This is a genomic window from Cellulophaga sp. Hel_I_12 (assembly GCF_000799565.1).
GTDB lineage: Bacteria > Bacteroidota > Bacteroidia > Flavobacteriales > Flavobacteriaceae > Cellulophaga.
Genome location: NZ_JUHB01000001.1, coordinates 1,758,989 through 1,778,017, shown reverse-complemented (window position 1 = coordinate 1,778,017; position 19,029 = coordinate 1,758,989). Strand labels below are relative to the sequence as shown.

Sequence of the window (19,029 nt, the reverse complement as noted above, 5' to 3'; positions counted from 1 at the left end):
AAGTTTTATTAAATACAGGTAATCCAGACAGTATTAATAGTGTAAGGGTTTTAATAAATAACTATAAGTAAATAGCGAGAGGAAAACCAAAAGCGTAGGCTATGAAAACTAAAAAAGAATTGATAGAGTTTATAAATAATTCATACGGTATGTCATTAAATAATCTCAATACCAGTTTTTCAAACATCAATAAGGCAAAAGAAGTTTGGTGGACTACTATACCAGTTGCCAAATTTCAAGAGGATGTTTATTTGTTATTTCAAGCAACTACTTATACCTTATTACTCCATCTGCCAAAAGGGTTTGTAGAAAATTTAGAGAAGTCTTTTAAAATACGCCAAGATAGAAATTCGGTAGATCTAGAGCTTTCAGCAGATAAAAATTTTAAGTATTTACAGGATATAAAATCAGGAGGTACTGGGTTTGATTTTAAGGGGTTTGTTAAGGAGAAGATAGTTTATTAATTCACTGACCTATGGTTTAGCACTTGATGAATTTGCAATTCGCGATTCGCGAATTGAGATATTTTATATATATTTGTTTGGAATTAAGCGATTTAAGCATGAAAAAGCACAGCGGTATGCGACCACATGATATTGTGGTTTTATTAAAAATAGCGGCTAAGGAAAAAAAACAGTGGTACATGAAAGATTTAAGTTCAGAGCTTAACATAAGCGCCAGTGAAATAAGTGAAAGCATTAATAGGTCAGTTATTGCAGGTTTGTTAGCCCCAGATAAAAAAAACGTAATGAAGTTATCTTTATTAGATTTTTTAGAATTTGGTTTACGATATGTTTATCCAGAAAAACCAGGAGCCTTGGTTCGAGGTATACCCACCGCCCATTCAGCAGCGCCACTAAATGATGTTATTGTAAGTAATGATAATTATGTCTGGCCATCAGGCAAAGGCACCATGAGAGGACAAGCAATTACTCCATTATATCCATCAGTAATTGATGCGGTACAAAAAGATGACAAATTACATGAACTTTTAGCACTAGTAGACGCCATAAGAGTAGGTAGGGCAAGAGAAAAAGAATTGGCGGTTAAAGAGTTAAAAGATAGACTATTAAATAACGACTAGAATGCTGATAATAGATTGTTGCTGCTATAAAAAGTATTAGATGAAAAATAAGATTATAAATATTGCAACCGTTGCAGAAGTTGCAACAGCGCTAAAGGAATTAAAAGATAAAATGATTTTCGTTGGTGGTGCGGTTGTAAGTTTATATACTGATGATCCATCCGCAGATGAAATAAGGCCAACAGCTGATGTAGATTTAGCAATTAATCTAATAAATTATTCATCTTGGTCTCAAATGCAAGAAAGGCTTGCGGAACTAGGGTTTAGTCCTGACCCTAATGGCCATGCCATTTGTAGTTACTTATATAATAATATTTCGGTAGATATTATGCCTTCCGAAGATGGTCCTATTGGTCCAGCCAATAGATGGTATAAAGAAGGATTTCAAAATTTATGGACCGAGGAGATTGAAGGGGTAGCTATCAGCATTCTTTCTCCTCCTTGTTTTTTAGCAACAAAATTTGAGGCGTTTAAAGATAGAGGCAAAGATTATAGAACTAGTCATGATATTGAAGATATAATTTATGTTTTAGATAATAGAACTACGATAGTAGAAGAAATATTAGAAGAGACCGAAAGTATACAGCAGTTCTTGAAAGAAGAAATAAATAAGGTATTTAAAAATGCTTCATTTTTAGAAATAATTTCGTGTCATATTCATCCCCTTATTTTGGAGGATAGGCTACCAATATTAATTGACAAGATTGAAAATATAATCAACCACTAAATGGGCTTCAACGAACTAAACAGTGTAGAAAATTACATTATAAAACAGCTTACTGGTGTTAACTTAAACACCAACAGAATTTCAGAAGATACTACACTTTACAATGGTTTCTGGCACTATAAATCTGCACAGGAGTTACAACGCAGCGTAAACGAAGTATTGCTAGAAGCAAATTTAAAAGAAGCGCTTGTTCGTTTAAATCCAGAAATAAAACAAAACCCAGAATTAGCAGACGAAGTCATTTACAAGTTACGTGCTATTTTAATTTCAGTGCATCAAGTTGGGTTAGTTCGCGCTAATGAAGAGTTTTTTCAATGGTTACAAGGGGATAAAACCATGCCTTTTGGAGAAAATAATCGGCATGTTCCTGTTCGGATTATAGATTTTGATGATTTACAGAATAATAGTTTTATAGCAACTACACAGTTTAGAATACATCATAGAGAAACAAAAATACCAGATATTGTTCTATTCATAAATGGTATTCCAATGGTAATTGGCGAAGCCAAAACACCAATTCGGCCTTCCATTAGCTGGTTAGACGGCGCACATGAAGTACATGATATTTATGAAAATTCAGTTTCACAATTATTTGTACCTAATATTTTATCCTTTGCTACAGAAGGTAAGGAATTGTATTACGGCGCTATTAGAACACCCTTAGAATTTTGGGCTCCTTGGCGAATAGAAAATGATGAAGATGCCCTAGCCAAACGATTAGGCCTTGGGGATGTTGGAAAAGAACTTACTGACTTGTTGCATCCACAACGTTTGTTAGACATTTTGCAAAACTTTTCTTTATTCACAACCAATAAAAAGAAACAACGTATTAAGGTTATTCCTAGATTTCAACAATATGAAGGTGCTAATAAAATTGTGGAACGTGTTAAAGAAGGTAAAATTAAAAAAGGACTAATCTGGCATTTTCAGGGTTCAGGTAAATCACTCTTAATGGTTTTTGCAGCCCAGAAATTAAGAAGAGAAAAAGAATTAAAAAGTCCAACTGTTATTGTCTTGGTGGATAGAACCGATCTAGACACCCAAATAACAGGAACCTTTAATGCTGCAGATATCTCTAATGTAGAGACTACAGATAATATAAGTCAACTTCAAAAGCTTTTAGAGAACGACACGAGAAAGATTATCATTTCTATGATCTTTAAGTTTAGAGATGCTAAACCTAATATGAATACGCGCGATAATATTATTGTGTTGGTTGATGAAGCACATAGAACCCAGGAAGGTGATTTAGGACGACAAATGCGTGCAGCCTTACCAAATGCTTTTCTATTTGGACTAACAGGAACGCCCGTAAACAAAGCAGATAAAAACACCTTTTGGGCTTTTGGAGCGGAAGAAGATAAAGGTGGGTATATGTCACGCTATACATTCCAAGATTCCATTAGAGACAATGCAACTTTACCATTACATTTTGAACCTCGTTTAGTAGATGTACATGTTGATAAAGAAAGTATTGATAAAGCTTTTGAAGAATTTAAAGAGAGTACCGCGCTAACAGATGAAGAAGCAGATGCTTTAAATAAAAAATCTGCAAAAATGGCCGCCTTCCTAAAATCTCCAGAACGTGTGGCAAAAATAGTGGAGGATATATCAATTCATTTCAAAGAGAAAGTTCAGCCACATGGCTTTAAAGCGATGATAGTTACTCCTGACAGATATGCTTGCGTGCAATATAAAGAAGAGTTAGATAAATATTTTCCAGAAGAAGCAAGTCGTGTAGTTTTTTCTACATCGGCAAATGACGATTTTGAGTTTAAACAAAAGTGGGGAATTGATAAAAGTCAGCAAGAAAAAATAGTAGATGAATTTAATGATGGCCTTTCAGATTTGCAATTCATTATTGTTACAGCAAAACTACTTACTGGTTTTGATGCACCAATTTTGCAAACCATGTATTTGGATAAATCCATAAAAGATCATACGCTACTGCAAGCTATTTGTAGAACCAATAGGTTGTTTCCAAATAAATTTTTTGGACGTATCGTAGATTATTTTGGTGTTTTTGATGATGCGGCAAAAGCTTTACAGTTTGATGAGGAAAGTATAAAAACGGTGATCTCTAATTTATCTGACCTTACAGATAAACTTCCTAAAGCAGTAATTGAAGCCTTATCACATTTTGAAGGTATTGATAGAACTGTTGATGGTTTTGAAGGATTAGAGGCAGCTCAGAACGCTATAGGCAATAATGAAAAGAAAGATGCTTTTGCTAAAGATTATAAATACCTATCCAAAATATGGGAATCATTATCTCCGGATACTATTTTAAATCTTTACCAGGAAGATTATAAGTGGTTATCCCAAGTTTTTGAATCAGTTAGACCTGCGGCTGATAATGTTGGTAAATTACTTTGGTTTTCTTTAGGTGCTCAAACAACAAAATTGATGCATGAAAACACACATGTTGGTGAAGTACATCATTTAGAAGAGTTTATTTTAGATGCAGATGTTATTGAAGAAATTTTTAATAATCCAGACCCAAAAAACGCTAAAAAACTTGAAAAGATATTAATTAAACGTTTTAAGAAACATGCAGGAAATCCTAAATTCAAATCGTTAAGTGAGCGTTTAGAGGCATTAAGAGATCAAGCAGAACAAGGATTAATCACTTCAATTGAATTTGTAAAAGAACTCTGTAAACTAGCAAAGGAAACAATTGTTGCGGAAAAAGAAATTGAAGAGTTTTTAATTGAAAAAACACCCAAAGCAGCCTTAACAGAATTGTTTTTAGAATTAAAAAACACCGAAACTCCAGCAGTAGTTGAACGCATTGTTGAAGATATAGATGCCATCGTTAGGGTAGTGCGCTTTCCAGGTTGGCAAAAAACAAGTTCAGGTGAACGAGAAGTTCAAAAATCATTGCGTAAATCCTTGTTAAAATATAAACTGCATAAAGATCAGATTTTGTTTGATAGGGCCTATGGTTATATAAAGGAGTATTATTAATTCTTGTTTTTAAAATCACTTTTTTATACGGCTCACTTTACTCACCATGCATAACTAGGAAAGCATTCAATTCTCTAAAAAAAGAGCATTAAAAAAGGCTATTTTTTGTCTTTGCTGTCACCAAAAGCTTATATAGGTATTAAATTAAACACGTAGTAAAATAGCCTTGTCTTTTATTAGGGCTACAGGTTAAAATGATATATGCCGCTAATAAATTTTCTACACTAGAAAGTATAGATTTGAATTTAAAACATTCATTAATCAATATCTAGTGATGAGGAAATGACCTTAATTTAACAGGGACAAATTGACAACAGCACATAGCATATATTACAGAAACCTTTCAAACAAAATAATTCAAAGGCAAGGTTTGCATGCAATCATTATTAAAATTTAAACTACAAACTCCTACAAGTTTAAAGCCTTGCTTTTTATTCATGTTGTATGCTAAAGCAAGAAAACTTGCTCCACAAACCCCATAAAAAAAATGCCTCACATTGCTGTGTAATCTTATCTTTTTTAGTGGCGGAAACTGGATTCTTTACTTAGTTTCACGACGGAAAGGGGATTGGGGGTGGCTTTACTAGAAAAGCGCTTCGCGTTTCCCAGTTGCGGGAGAGTACCAAACCCAAAAAAAGCACAACGAATAAACCCACAACTTGCGTTGTGGGTTTATTTGTTTGATTTCGTGCAGAAAATATATTCGAAAAAATATTAATTTCCTGGGCTCCTAAAAAGCGGACCTTCTCCGATTACAGTTGTTCGATTTATTAATCGTCTAATAGGTCTGTAGCAGCCTTAATGCTATTGCGAATCGATTGTGCTAGGGCATTGTTACCATCTTCATCCATAGGGCTTATTTCAATAACACCATCAGCATTACCATCGGTGGCTTGTGAAAGATCAACGCCTGAAGTTGTGTTAAAAATCAAGGATAAATCAAAATAAATTACAAGGCCATTTGCATTATTTTCGACTGTAATGTCAAATAGTGGATCCTCGAAATCAACTTCCACTTCATCTTCAAAATTATGCCAGAAGATAAACGGAGTACCTTTTACAGTACCTTCTATCAGTACTGACTTTCCGAAAAGATCACTGTTAGCATCGGTGCTTTCGTCAAATTTAAACTCTAATTCTTCATAAACGCCATTAGGAACCTCTATGGAAATAAAAGAAATCTGACCAGATAGAAGATCTAGTTCAAAAGGACCTTCAAGTTCTATTTCGTCTTCAAAGTCAAAGTACCCATCATCGTCCCATTGTTCATTGTCATTGTCATCGTCATCGTCTTCATATTCATTATCCATTTCCAATTCAAATTCCTTTAAATTCATTCTAAAATCGGTAATGGTAACATCGGAATTCAATGTTGCTTCGCCCATGGCTATTTTGCCTGACGTAGATGTAGATGAAGCTATACTTTTGGCGCCAATATTTAATTGGCCCATTCCGGCATTTGTACTTTCCTTGGAACAACTATTTATTGTCATAAGGGCAACAATGGCCCAGAAACCATTTTTTAACAAACTTGCAAAGTTTTTCATAAAATTTAAGGTTTAATATTTGTTAGTATAACAACTCAAAACTGAAATACCCTACCTACAAACGAAATTATTGGGCTTTAATTATTTTGAAGCCATTAAACCTCCTTTATGTACTGCAATCGCTTCAGTTTTTGTTTGATGTAGACCTATCAATGTAACACAAGTAGTAAGTTTTGTCGATGCCGATAAGATGCGCAAAGGGAACAGGGATGGCTCTACAGGAAGTATTTGAACCTATAACACAGTGTGCCCTGTTTCCTTATCAATATGATGCCATAAAATACTTCTTATACCATCTAAACTAATGAAAAGGAAAACCTTCGAGATATCATAAGTATAGGCTTAAATGGCATTTTATTAATTAATTGACACCAATAAACATCACATTATATGGCGTTACTTTAGGGGTAATTTATCGAAGTTTTTGCTGAATTAGTTCAATTAAGATATGCTTATTTACGAAAGACAAAAGTATGACAACTCTGAAATAAAATAAAGGGATGGAATCGCAAGAGGGTAAGGGGAAGCCGCTCTGTTACAGTTATTCTATTTTAATATGTACTCCTTCTAGTTCCCAAGCTTTTTCCTTTTTGGTCGCCATATTTAATATTTTGGTTGAATAAGGACTTATAAAAGAGAGCTTGCGAGCATTTATGCCGTCCGTCCCAGGCTAAATTTGAAATCTTTGTGGTGGCTAAATGATAGCCGTAGCCTGGATTAACGAACTTGATTACGGATTTTTATATAAGAATAGAATGTTGCTTTCTGGCAAATCAAAAAGAACACATGACACGCAAAGTTAAAATACGGGATTGGCTTAAAGTTCTTTGTTAGGGAATGTGCTGAGAGGACTATTTTGCATAGTTCATAGATGATTACGATTAGAAATTAAAAAGAGTTGACCTTTAAATGACAACCCTTTTTACCTACCCTAGTTTATTTAGACTGAATTTTAGGACTATTTAATTTCCTCAATAACACTGCCACAAGTCAACATTGCATCGCCATAGTAGGGGTTGCGAATATCTTTATGTGTACTTAACCATACCGCTCCTTTATTATTATTTGCCATAGGACATTTTTGAACATATAATATACCTTCGGAATCCTCTATATTCATGGCAATGGGTACTATGTTTTCATTCAGGATTACGAAATATGCTCTTTGATTTTCAAGATTGTCATTTTCTATAATGGCGTCAAGCATTTCTATGGTTTTAGTAATATGGGCTTGCTCCATCTTTCCTAAACTGCTAATAGCTATCGACTGTAAGGACTTAGATAGCTCTTTCGCAAAAGTGGAAACTTGGATGACATCGCTTGAAACAAATGCATCTTTCATCTTAGCGTAAGTTTTAAGGACCTTTTTAAAGTCCCTCTGAAAACTTGCTGGTAATTCAATTTTCATTTGAGACAATGGCATGGCAGATGTTTCCTTTTTGCCCTTGTTCATCATTGATTTTTTCCCTTGCAATTGTGCAGCAGCATCGACTGAGAACGTGCCATTGGTTACAATTTCGTCTCCATTTTCTATTCCTTCTTTTATGGTATAATTTTTTTCACTGCGATTTGCTATCACTATTTCACGCATTTCAAAAATGGGTTCGTTCGGATTTGTTTTTACATAGATTAACGAGCGTTCTCCCGTCCATAGTACGGCAGTTGCAGGGATAGCAATGAGCTCGCTATTCGATTCGGATAATCCTTTAAGTTTTCCATTTACAAACATTCCTGGCTTTAATAAGCCTTCTGTATTTTTTAGTGTTGCTCTTACCGTAACGGTTCTTGTGGCATTGTTTACTAAAGGATCAATGAATGAAACCTGAGCATCGAACTCTTTGTTAGGGTAAGCATTGGTTACTATTTTGATGTTTTGCCCTTCCTTTACATTTGAAATCTGATTTTCATAGGCATCAAATGCTGCCCAAACCGAATTCAGATTACTTACCCTCAGTATAGGCTGACCTTGCTTTACGTAATCGCCTTCTTTGGCGATAACTTCAGCTACAGTTCCAGAAACGGTAGCATAGATTGGAAAATTATCTTGCACACTTCCTGATGCTTCAATAGCTTCGATTTGCTTGTTCGATAGTTTCCAGTTTTTCAATTTGTTACGAACGGCTCTGTACAAGGCTGGTTGCGACTCTTTTAAAGAGGCAGTTGTAATTAATTCCTGTTGCGCCGCGACAAGATTTGGTGCGTACATAGTGGCTAACAATTGCCCTTTATTTACTTTCTGACCTTCATAATTCACGTTCAGTTTTTCGATGCGTCCATCAAAATAGCTTGCTTGAACAGCATTATTTTCTTCATTTTCGGTAATTTTTCCAGATAGGGATATCATTCCATCTCCATAAGATGCTTTGGCGCTACCCACGATGGTCGTTTGAATATTTGCAAGCGCCATGGCGTTCTCTGTCAATTTAATTTCATTGAAGGCAAGGCCTTCAGCACCAGTCTCGGCAGGAATCAAATCCATCCCGCAAATAGGGCAATCGCCAGGCTCTGGCTGCATTATTTGTGGATGCATCGAACAGGTCCACATTTGTTCAGTGCTTTTGTCAGAATGTTCGTGTATTTCGGTTGTCTCAGTCTTATTGTTGGTTGAATTCCCAAATATTAGCCAACCACCTAGTAGCCCTATAAGAGCTGCAATACCAATGTATAGAATGTTTTTTTTCATATTGTTTTATTTTCCTAATTTTAAAATTTTAATTGAACCTCTAATTACAACGACAAAAACCATTGCCCCAATAATCAAGTCAGGTATTCTTGAATTTGTCCAAAGTACCAATACGCCAGCTACTATTACACCTGAATTGATGATTACATCATTTGATGTAAAAATCATACTTGCTTGCATATGGGCTTCCTTGCTTTTGGATTTTTGTAATAGATACAGACACAACCCATTTGCTATTAGGGCTAGAATCGATACTATAATCATTGTATTGAAATTGGGGATTTCAGATATATTTGTAAACCGCCTAATTACCTCAATAAATCCAATTATGGCAAGTACCATCTGAAAATACCCTGCAGTCTTTGCGATATTCTTCTTTCGTATCGGCGAGCCGCCTACTGCCAAAAGACTTAATGCATAAACAAATGAATCAGCAAGCATATCAAGACTGTCGGCAATAAGCCCCATAGACCTAGAAATTATTCCTGTTGTCATTTCAAGCCCAAAAAAGACAAAGTTTATAAGTAAAACAGCCCATAGCATTTTACGCTGACTGGTCGCCTCATCGACAACGACTTCATTGGTGGGTTCAGAAGAAACCAATTCATCTTTAAACTTCAATTCGGCAATGGCAGCTTGAATACTGTTTAAATTACCATTGTGAAAAACCGTTAGTTTTCGATTGGGAATATCAAAATCTAACTTTTCGATTTGCACATAAGAATCTAACTTCATCCGAATCATTGCTTCTTCTGAAGGGCAGTCCATTTTGGCTATTTTAAAAATTGACTTATCCATAAGGTAATTTCTATTCGCTTTCCAATCGTTCAATCATTTCTTTCATTTCGGCAATTTCCTTGCGTTGTGCCTCGATGATATCCTCAGCGAGTCGTTTCACTTCGGGGTCTTTGATATCAGCACGTTCACTAGTTAAAATGGCAATAGAGTGGTGCGGTATCATAGCCTTCATCCATAGTAAATCACCCACCGTAGATTTTTGGTCACGAACAAGTCCCAATGCCCCTACAAACAGTACAATACTCCCAAAGACTATCGCTATGTTTTTCTTTTTATTCTGATACATATTTCGCATCGCCACAAACATTATAATCGCCATTGTTGCGATGCCTAAACAGCTCATATAGAACCTTGTTAAGCTAAAATAAACATGGTCTATGACGTAGGTGTTCAGGTACATGGTACTATACATGGCAATGAACGATGCTACTAGCATTCCAACAAATTTTGTATAGTTGTTCTTTCCATTTATCTGGTCTTTGTTGCTTTCTGAATTCATTTTTACTCGTTTTAAAAGTTATCAATTTATTGATTTTGTTCTGAGCCTTAAGGCATTTGCTATGACCGATACCGAACTAAAGCTCATGGCCAAAGCCGCAATCATAGGGGATAATAATATTCCAAAAAATGGGAATAAAACTCCTGCCGCTATAGGAACTCCGAGCGTATTATAAATCAATGCAAAAAATAGATTTTGCTTGATATTCTTCATGACGGCATGACTCAAATTTTTTGCTTTTACAATGCCGTGTAAATCTCCTTTGACTAGGGTAATCATAGCACTTTCGATAGCCACATCAGTTCCTGTTCCCATGGCGATACCTACATCACTTTTGGCAAGTGCAGGTGCGTCGTTGATGCCATCGCCAGCCATTGCAACTACTTTTCCTTGTTCCTGCAATTTTGTTACTTCTTTGAGTTTGTCTTCTGGCAACATACCTGCTTTAAAATCAGCAAGATTGAGTTCGCTCGCTACGGCTTTGGCAGTATCGTGATTATCGCCTGTTAACATTATCACAGCGATGCCTTTATCTTGCAATTCTTTTATTGCTTGGGAACTTGTTTGTTTGATTTTATCGCCTATTACTACATAGCCTGACACTTCGCCATCCGCGGCCAGATAGGAAACGGTTTTTCCTTGTTTTTGGTAGGATTGAGCCTCGGTTTGCATTTCTGAGGAAATGGTGGCCTTGGCAAATTCCATCATTTTGGCATTCCCTAAGGCTAACTTTTTACCATCGACAGTTCCTTCTACACCCTTTCCTGATACCGCACTAAAATTTTCGGTTTTTGATATTTCAATGTTCCGTTCCTTACCATACTTTACGGTAGCTTCGGCAAGAGGATGCTCGCTAGAACTGTTCAAGGAAGTTATAAAGTGCGTTATCTCGCTTTCACGAAAGCGTTCTCTAAAAACTCCAATTTTTTCTACCGTTGGTTTTCCTTCGGTTATAGTACCTGTCTTATCCACAATCAAGGTATCTACCTTGTCCATTTTCTCCAACGCTTCGGCATTTTTAATCAATACCCCGTTTTGCGCTCCCTTACCAACACCTACCATTACGGACATCGGCGTAGCCAATCCTAGAGCACAGGGACAAGCAATTATTAACACCGCAATAGCATTTACTAGTGCATATACATAAGTGGGTTCTGGACCCCAAAGTGCCCAAACCGCAAAAGTGATTAATGAAATAATGACCACCACAGGTACAAAGTAGCCCGAAACCGTATCTGCCAATTTTTGAATAGGCGCACGACTACGACTAGCATCGTTTACCATATGGACGATTTGAGAAAGTAAGGTATCGCTACCTACTTTTTCGGCTTTCATTAAAAAAGACTGATTCCCATTAATAGTGCCGCTACTAACTTTGTCATGCTCAACTTTATCGACAGGTATCGGCTCTCCCGAAATCATGGATTCGTCTACCGTTGTTTTGCCCTCTGTAATGCTACCATCCACAGGAATTTTATCGCCTGGCTTTACCCGTAGAACATCTCCTTTTTCAATGGTATCGATAGAAACTTCTTCTTCTTTTCCATCGACCAAACGTACCGCTTTATTGGGTGCAAGCTTTAATAATTCCTTTACTGCTGAATTGGTTTTACTATGTGCTCTAGCTTCTAAAACCTGACCCATTAGTACTAGGGTGAGTATGACCGTTGCTGCTTCAAAGTACACGTGGACTGCACCATTTTCAGTTTTAAACTGCTCAGGAAAAAAGTCTGGAAACAACATCCCGAATACGCTAAATAACCAGGCCACACCAGAACCGATGCCAATAAGCGTGAACATATTAAGATTCCATGTTTTGATACTGCGATACGCACGTTCAAAAAACATCCACGTAGCATAAAACACTACGGGAATGGACAATGCCAACTGAATCCAGTTCCACGATTTTTGTTCTATTACATCGTATAAAGGATTGTCAGGAATCATCTCGCTCATGGCAATTAAGAAAATGGGCAAGGTAAAAGCGACAGCTATCCAGAATTTTTTCAAGAGCTTTTTATACGTCTTTTCTTCTGCGGAACTATCTGCTTCCATTGGCACTAAATCCATCCCACAAATAGGGCAAGCTCCAGGCCCGTCTTTGACTACCTCTGGATGCATTGGACACGTCCATTGTTCTTTAGTCGTTGCAGATAGATCTACTTCTTCCACCAAATCCATACCGCATACAGGGCAATCGCCAGGTTGATCATAGGTTTTGTCGCCTTCGCAATGCATCGGGCAGTAAAATGTAGCCCCCAACCCCCGAAGGGGGCTTTTCTCACTCTTATCGTTTTTTACGTCAGAGCTCCTCCCCTTCGGGGAGGCTGGGTGGGGCTTCTTTTTGTGAATACTGTAAGAGCCGCCATCATCCTGCATCGCTTTCTGAAACATTTCAATAGGAATATGTGATGTCATTTCAATCGTGGCTTCTGCTTTTTCTAAATCCACCGATGCCGTTGTCACGCCTTTTACTTTAGAAAGTGTTTGCTCTACGTGATTGCGACAACCGTTGCAGGTCATTCCATGTATGTGATAGGTGTGTTTCATTTGCTTATTTTTTTTGTTCTTAATATGATGTAGGTAATTTTAGTATCATACTATTTCCCAATTTTAATTCGTCAACGTGTCCTGCTAATTTTTCATCTTTAGTTTTGAAATGCATATGAAGAAATGTTGAATGGTGTGTAAACACCGCTTTATGCGATTTAGAAAAGAAACCAATAATTTCTATTTCCTTACTTTCTTCAACACCATTTAGGCCAGATTCTTTATGCTTCTGATGTGTATGAACGGTGTCGCCATCCTTCCAATCAATGATATGCTAGTTCAATGATTTGATGTTTCCTACAATTAAAAATGGCACTGGTTCTTCAATATTCAAGCCAATTTGCTTTGCCAGTTCTTCAATGAATTCTTCCAATTTGTTTAATGAATTAACTTCATTCGGAATTTTAACATCTTGCCAATTGAAAACTTCAGCATAAACTAGTAATGCTGCTTTCTTATTGAAAGTGGTATCTAAAAAGAGTTTGTTAGATTGTACGCTTGAGTTAAGTGCTTTACCATCAAAAATCTGGATTTCGCCCTTCAAGTTTTCAAACGCACCCAAAGCATATAAATGCGATTTTTTAGAAAGTGAGTCTAAAGAAGAAGTTGCCTCTAAATTACCAGACATCATTGTTCGCAATGCCCCTGAATACCTTACTTGAACATCGTTAGAATCAACGCAAGAAAAAGCACAAAAACTGAACAGTATCACTCCTACCAAATAATAAAATGTGTATTTTTTATTTCTCATTATTATACTAATTATAGCATTCAAAAAGCTTATTGTCCACTTCATCAAAGCCCTATCCCCATACTTTTGGTGATTAATCTCATTCTGATTTACTTCTGAAAAAATTAGTCGTGCATATGTCCGTTTGCTTTGTGATCTTCATTTTTTACATAAGTCATTCCACAGCTTGGACATTTTCCTTCCATGTCGCTGCCACTTCCTTCACAATGCATAGGACAGACGTATGCTGAAGTATATTCTACACCTTGTGTTTCGGTCGTTTCGGTTTTCGTCTCTGTAGTTGTTTCTGTTTTTCCATCTTTACAAGACATCACTGTTACACTTGCCACCATTGCTAGTAGCACTAAAATTAATTTTAAATTGTTCATTGTTGTTTAGATTATTGAGTTATTAAATAATTGACTATCGCGCTTTGCGAATAGTATGTGGTTATTGCAAATATTTGGTTGATTTGAAACTTCAACTGCAATTCTTGTATGTCCAGCACATCATTAAAATCGATCGTTCCAGTTTCATAATTCTTAATAAGAATTTCTTCGGCATCATTTGCCTGCTTCAAGTTTTTCTCTTGGGTATTGTATATAATTTTAGCCTGATTGCGTTGCGATAAGGCTTTCGCGAAAGAGGACTCCAACACATTCAATCGATTCTTTTTTTGAGCGTTAATTTCTAACTGTTTCAGTTCGTTTTGCTTGCTTCTAGAATCGTATTGCTTATTGAAAATGGGGATAGAGACCGAAACCATGGGCATTAGAATATCTTTCCCATTATCACTAAAATTCATAGCAGGACGGTCTGAAACAGGTAAATAATCCAGTCCAAAACCAATCATAGGATTGCTTTCAGCTTGATTCAATTCTTCTGATTGCGCTATGGATTCATAGAGTTTGTCATATTTAAGCAACTCTGGATTAAGTGATAGGTTATTGTCATCGTAAAAAATATCTTCACTAGGCAACACCAATGCTTCAAGTATGGTTACGCTTGTATTTCCATCTCGATTCAGTAACTTATTAAAAGCGGTTTGCTCTCCTAAATAGGTTTCTTCGAGCACCTCTTTTTGTTGCTGCAATTCATTTTGTCTAATCTGTAATCGCAACACATCTACTGCGGAAGCTTTACCCACTTCTACGGAAGTAAGGGCCAATTTTTCATAGGTTTTTAACAACTCGATATTCTCGTCAAGTATTTTTTGTTTTGCTGTAATGGCATATAAGCTGTAGTACAATTGAGAGACGGAAAGCGCTAGTTTACGCTTGGCAATTACGATTTCTACATATTCGGCATCGGCTATTGAACTCGCATAATTTTCTCTAGCTGTGATGGTACCAAACCAAGGTAACATTTGCGATACCGAAAAGCGCGCACGTTGTGCACCTGTTCTCGTTTCTGGTTCGCTTACAAAATAGCCAGCACTCATAAGCGTATTAGGCAACCAATCAGCTTCGTTTACTTTCTCTTCAGCAATAGTATGGCGAAGATTATAGGCCTGTATCTCTGGGCTATTCTTTTCTGCTTCCTGAATATAGGATTGTAATTGTTGTGCATTTGTAAATTGACTCAAGAAACAAGAGACAAGAGACAGGACGATATATGTTGATATTCTATTCATAATTTATGCAGTTAAGGTCTTGTTTTCTGATTCTTGATTCTTGTTTTGCTTTTGCGAAAGCAAAAACTCTTCCCGCCAACTATATAGCACGGGCAATAGGAAGTAAGACGTAACATCTATAATCATCCCTCCAAAAATGGGAATCGCCATCGGAATCATAATATCACTTCCTTTCCCAGTAGAGGTAAGTATGGGCAGCAATGCGAGAATTGTCGTAACGGTAGTCATTAGGCAAGGTCGTATTCGCTTACCAGCGGCTTCAAGGGTTGCCAATCGGATTTCCTTTTTATCGGTAGGCTTTTCTCTGTCAAAAGTCTGTGTGAGATAGGTGGCCATCACCACGCCATCATCGGTAGCAATACCAAATAGGGCAATGAAACCGACCCAAACCGCTACACTTAAATTGATAGTTTTCATATTAAAAAGGTCTCGCATATTCTCCCCGAGAAGATTAAAATTAAAAAACCAATCTTGGCCATACAGCCAAATCATAATAAATCCTCCAGCAAAAGCGATGGTAATTCCTGAAAATACCATAAGCGAAGTGCTGACCGATTTAAACTGGAAATATAAAATCAAGAATATTATGGCAAGTGCCATCGGAATTACCACAGAAAGTGTTTTTTCTGCCCGTAATTGATTTTCATACGTACCTGTAAAACGATAGCTTATTCCTTTAGGCACTATTAAATCGCCGTTTGCTATATTTTGTTTGATTAAGGCTTGGGCACTTTCTACGACATCGACCTCGGCAAAACCGTCTAGCTTATCAAACAGCACGTAGCCTACTAGGAAAGTGTCCTCACTTTTAATCACTTGCGGTCCTTGTTCGTAACGAATATCCACGAGCTCACCCAAAGGAACAGGACTGCCTTTTTCTACAGGCACGTAAATATTTTTAAGGTCGTCTGGATTGGCACGTAATTCTCTAGGATACCGTACACGCACTCCATACCGTTCCCGCCCTTCCACGGTTTGGGTAAGTTGCATACCGCCAACAGCTACTTGAAGCACTTCTTGCACATCCATAATCGATATGCCATATCGGGCTAATTGTTCACGCTTGATATCAATTAACAAATAAGGTTTACCCACGATTCGGTCGGCAAATACGGCTTGTTCTTTTACACCTTTGGATTTTTTTAATAGTTCCTCCAATTGCAAACCAAAGGCTTCTATGGTTTTTAAGTCGGGCCCTTTTACCTTAATTCCCATAGGTGCTCGCATGCCCGTCTGTAGCATAACAAGACGTGTTTCTATAGGTTGAAGTTTGGGCGCGGAAGTTACTCCTGGAAATTTGGTGACCTTCACAATTTCATTCCAGATATCATCAGGATTTTTTATTTCTGGTCGCCAGTTGCGGTAGTATTCGCCATCAGTATCAGGAATTAAATGGTTATTGGTTGCTGTAGTTTTAAGTTGTGAAACATCATAGTTTGCATCATCATTAATTTCATTATTGGGGTTGATGATGAATTTTCCGTTTTTCAGTACAAATAAGCCATCATCGTTCATTTGATAGCGTTGTCGCTCTCCTGCATCGTTCCGCATATATTCGGACTTATACTGAATCATATTTTCATACATCGATAGCGGCGCAGGATCTAGTGCTGATTCTGTGCGTCCTGCTTTACCTACCACCGTTTCTATTTCGGGAATAGTGGCTACCGCCATATCCAACTGTTGTAATACCCGCTTATTTTCTTCAACTCCTGAGTGCGGTAGAGAGGTAGGCATTAATAAGAAAGAACCTTCATTGAGCGCTGGCATAAATTCTTTTCCAGTATTGCGCATGATAACCACTCCTAAAATCAGAACCGTAGTAGGGATAATTAAAAACAATAATCGGTTTTGAAGTGCCCAGCGCAGGATGTTGTCATAATACCGTTGAAAAATTGAAAACACACCCAGTAATCCAAAGCAGATAATCGCTACAAAAATCAGATTCATTAGAATACTTCGATCAAAACCAAGCGGTCGCCAGTATTCGGCAAGCAGAAATACGATGGCTATACACGAAATAATAATATGAATTAGGTTCGCTCTTTTTGCCGTTATAATTTTTCTTACACTTAATAGCGCAACCGTTCCAAAAGCTATTAATACCATTCCTAACCAATAGCCATATACCATCGCCGTAATCCCGAGTAGGATTAGCAAACCGTTTAGAAGGTATTTAGAACGTTCTCGAATATTTGTTTTTCTGAACAAATAAGCAGCAAATGGTGGTATCAAGAAAAGTGCAATGACTAATGCAGCCGTGAGCGCCATGGTTTTGGTAAATGCCAAGGGTCTGAATAATTTTCCTTCGGCGCCAATTAGCGTAAATACAGGTATAAAACTTATGATGGTCGTTAGAACGGCGGTTAAAATAGCTCCCGAAACTTCGGCAGTAGCATTATAGACAATTTCGTTTGTAGTGTATTCAATTCCATCTGCCTTAAATCGTAACTTTTCATCCTCTATATGCCGTATCATATTTTCAGCGAGGATAACCCCAACATCGACCATAGTCCCTATGGCTATAGCAATACCGGAAAGTGCCACAATATTAGCATCGACATTAAAGAGCTTCATAGTGATGAATACCATTAACACGGCAACAGGTAATAATCCGGAAATTAGAATGGATGCTCGTAGATTGAACACCATAACGATGATGACCAAAATGGTAATCAGAATTTCAAGGGTAAGGGCTTCGTTTAGGGTATGCAGCGTTTCTTGTATAAGCTCTGTGCGGTCATAAAAAGGAACAATGGTTACTTGTGAAGTGCGACCGTCTGTCAAAACTTTGCTGGGTAAACCCGACGAAAGTTCTGCAATCTGTTCCTTTACATTAGTAATAACTTCCATAGGGTTTGCACCATAACGAGCTACGACCACACCGCCTACAACTTCGGCACCTTCTTTGTCTAAAATACCACGTCTCGTTGCTGGCCCAAGTGTAACATTCGCTATATCCTTTATCCGTAGGGATGTAAAATTTTCAGAAGAAACTACCGCATTTTCTAAATCTGATATGGATTTCACATACCCCAAACCACGAACCAAATATTCAGCTTGATTGATTTCTAAGGTCTGTGCACCAATATCCTGATTACTTTCTTTTACAGCTTGTACTACCTGCTCTAGATTGATATTGTACTGACGCATTTTTTCTGGGTCAACATCCACCTGATATTCTTGAACATAACCACCAATAGAAGCTACTTCCGAAACACCACTTGCACCGGACAAGGCATATTTCACATAGTAATCTTGAATACTACGTAATTCTTGTAAATCCCAACCACCAGTAACATTCCCTTTTTCATCACGACCTTCTAAGGTGTACCAATATATTTGTCCTAATCCCGTAGCATCAGGACCCAATGTAGGGTTTACCCCTTGCGGTAACAAATTAGCAGAAAGAGAGTTTAGTTTTTCAAGAATACGACTCCGTGACCAATAGAATTCGACCTCCTCTTCAAAAATAATATAAATGCTCGAAAACCCGAACATAGAGGAACTACGAATGGTTTTAACACCAGGAATACCTAATAAGGAAGTGGTTAGTGGATAGGTAATTTGGTCTTCAATATCTTGAGGAGATCGACCTTGCCATTTGGTAAACACAATTTGTTGGTTCTCGCCAATATCTGGAATAGCGTCAACCGCTACAGGATTTGAGGGTAGAAAACCCGTATCCCATCCAAAGGGTGCATTTACAATACCCCAACCGACAAACAGAGTTAACATTAGAACTGTAACGAGCTTGTTCTCAATAAGAAATTTGATAGCTTTATTAAGCATGTGCTATGATAATTAAACA

Annotated in this window: 13 protein-coding genes; 4 read left to right on the top strand and 9 right to left on the bottom strand. The window is 37.2% G+C overall.

Translation table 11 applies throughout. The features are described 5' to 3' along the window. The first annotated feature begins 101 nt into the window (after positions 1-101). From GQ45_RS17555 to GQ45_RS07985, 4 genes are all read left to right on the top strand, one after another. Entirely contained in the window at positions 102-464 is a 363-nt protein-coding gene (locus tag GQ45_RS17555) for a hypothetical protein (protein ID WP_052188163.1), read from the top strand. 98 nt (positions 465-562) lie between these two features. Further along, on the top strand, positions 563-1,084 hold the full coding sequence (locus tag GQ45_RS07995; RefSeq protein WP_047416545.1) for a hypothetical protein: 522 nt from the start codon (positions 563-565) through the stop codon (positions 1,082-1,084). A gap of 40 nt (positions 1,085-1,124) precedes the next feature. Continuing rightward, positions 1,125-1,811, top strand: a complete 687-nt coding sequence (locus GQ45_RS07990; RefSeq protein WP_052188162.1) for a hypothetical protein — start codon at positions 1,125-1,127, stop codon at positions 1,809-1,811. Beyond that, positions 1,812-4,778, top strand: a complete 2,967-nt coding sequence (locus GQ45_RS07985; RefSeq protein ID WP_047416543.1) for a type I restriction endonuclease subunit R — start codon at positions 1,812-1,814, stop codon at positions 4,776-4,778. It begins immediately after the preceding gene. Positions 4,779-5,548: 770 nt separating this feature from the next. Here the strand turns inward: GQ45_RS07985 and GQ45_RS07980 are convergent. From GQ45_RS07980 to GQ45_RS07940, 9 genes are all read right to left on the bottom strand, one after another. Further along, complete coding sequence (locus GQ45_RS07980; RefSeq protein ID WP_052188161.1) at positions 5,549-6,325, bottom strand: hypothetical protein; 777 nt, start codon at positions 6,323-6,325, stop codon at positions 5,549-5,551. A gap of 958 nt (positions 6,326-7,283) precedes the next feature. Continuing rightward, positions 7,284-9,008 carry an efflux RND transporter periplasmic adaptor subunit gene (locus GQ45_RS07975; protein WP_047416541.1) on the bottom strand — a complete coding sequence of 575 codons (1,725 nt, stop codon included), beginning with the start codon at positions 9,006-9,008 and terminating at the stop codon, positions 7,284-7,286. 6 nt (positions 9,009-9,014) lie between these two features. Next, entirely contained in the window at positions 9,015-9,806 is a 792-nt protein-coding gene (locus GQ45_RS07970) for a cation transporter (protein WP_047420190.1), read from the bottom strand. A 10-nt stretch (positions 9,807-9,816) separates the two neighbouring features. Beyond that, a complete protein-coding gene (locus GQ45_RS07965) occupies positions 9,817-10,305 on the bottom strand; it encodes a DUF305 domain-containing protein (RefSeq protein WP_047416539.1) in 489 nt (162 codons plus the stop codon). Positions 10,306-10,326: 21 nt separating this feature from the next. Next, positions 10,327-12,855 carry a heavy metal translocating P-type ATPase gene (locus GQ45_RS07960; protein WP_047416537.1) on the bottom strand — a complete coding sequence of 843 codons (2,529 nt, stop codon included), beginning with the start codon at positions 12,853-12,855 and terminating at the stop codon, positions 10,327-10,329. A 274-nt stretch (positions 12,856-13,129) separates the two neighbouring features. Next, complete coding sequence (locus GQ45_RS17550) at positions 13,130-13,606, bottom strand: hypothetical protein (protein WP_052188160.1); 477 nt, start codon at positions 13,604-13,606, stop codon at positions 13,130-13,132. A 104-nt stretch (positions 13,607-13,710) separates the two neighbouring features. Continuing rightward, entirely contained in the window at positions 13,711-13,974 is a 264-nt protein-coding gene (locus tag GQ45_RS07950) for a heavy metal-binding domain-containing protein (RefSeq protein WP_047416536.1), read from the bottom strand. An 11-nt stretch (positions 13,975-13,985) separates the two neighbouring features. After that, positions 13,986-15,218, bottom strand: a complete 1,233-nt coding sequence (locus GQ45_RS07945) for a TolC family protein (RefSeq protein ID WP_047416535.1) — start codon at positions 15,216-15,218, stop codon at positions 13,986-13,988. Between the two features lie 3 nt (positions 15,219-15,221). Then, complete coding sequence (locus GQ45_RS07940) at positions 15,222-19,010, bottom strand: efflux RND transporter permease subunit (RefSeq protein ID WP_047416534.1); 3,789 nt, start codon at positions 19,008-19,010, stop codon at positions 15,222-15,224. Positions 19,011-19,029 lie beyond the last annotated feature (19 nt).

What these genes read in the sequence shown, in the direction of transcription:
- GQ45_RS17555 (WP_052188163.1), top strand. Translation starts at nt 102, where the DNA reads ATGAAAACTAAAAAAGAATTGATAGAGTTTATAAATAATTCATACGGT.
- GQ45_RS07995 (WP_047416545.1), top strand. Translation starts at nt 563, where the DNA reads ATGAAAAAGCACAGCGGTATGCGACCACATGATATTGTGGTTTTATTA.
- GQ45_RS07990 (WP_052188162.1), top strand. Translation starts at nt 1,125, where the DNA reads ATGAAAAATAAGATTATAAATATTGCAACCGTTGCAGAAGTTGCAACA.
- GQ45_RS07985 (WP_047416543.1), top strand. Translation starts at nt 1,812, where the DNA reads ATGGGCTTCAACGAACTAAACAGTGTAGAAAATTACATTATAAAACAG.
- GQ45_RS07980 (WP_052188161.1), bottom strand. Translation starts at nt 6,325, where the DNA reads ATGAAAAACTTTGCAAGTTTGTTAAAAAATGGTTTCTGGGCCATTGTT.
- GQ45_RS07975 (WP_047416541.1), bottom strand. Translation starts at nt 9,008, where the DNA reads ATGAAAAAAAACATTCTATACATTGGTATTGCAGCTCTTATAGGGCTA.
- GQ45_RS07970 (WP_047420190.1), bottom strand. Translation starts at nt 9,806, where the DNA reads ATGGATAAGTCAATTTTTAAAATAGCCAAAATGGACTGCCCTTCAGAA.
- GQ45_RS07965 (WP_047416539.1), bottom strand. Translation starts at nt 10,305, where the DNA reads ATGAATTCAGAAAGCAACAAAGACCAGATAAATGGAAAGAACAACTAT.
- GQ45_RS07960 (WP_047416537.1), bottom strand. Translation starts at nt 12,855, where the DNA reads ATGAAACACACCTATCACATACATGGAATGACCTGCAACGGTTGTCGC.
- GQ45_RS17550 (WP_052188160.1), bottom strand. Translation starts at nt 13,606, where the DNA reads ATGAGAAATAAAAAATACACATTTTATTATTTGGTAGGAGTGATACTG.
- GQ45_RS07950 (WP_047416536.1), bottom strand. Translation starts at nt 13,974, where the DNA reads ATGAACAATTTAAAATTAATTTTAGTGCTACTAGCAATGGTGGCAAGT.
- GQ45_RS07945 (WP_047416535.1), bottom strand. Translation starts at nt 15,218, where the DNA reads ATGAATAGAATATCAACATATATCGTCCTGTCTCTTGTCTCTTGTTTC.
- GQ45_RS07940 (WP_047416534.1), bottom strand. Translation starts at nt 19,010, where the DNA reads ATGCTTAATAAAGCTATCAAATTTCTTATTGAGAACAAGCTCGTTACA.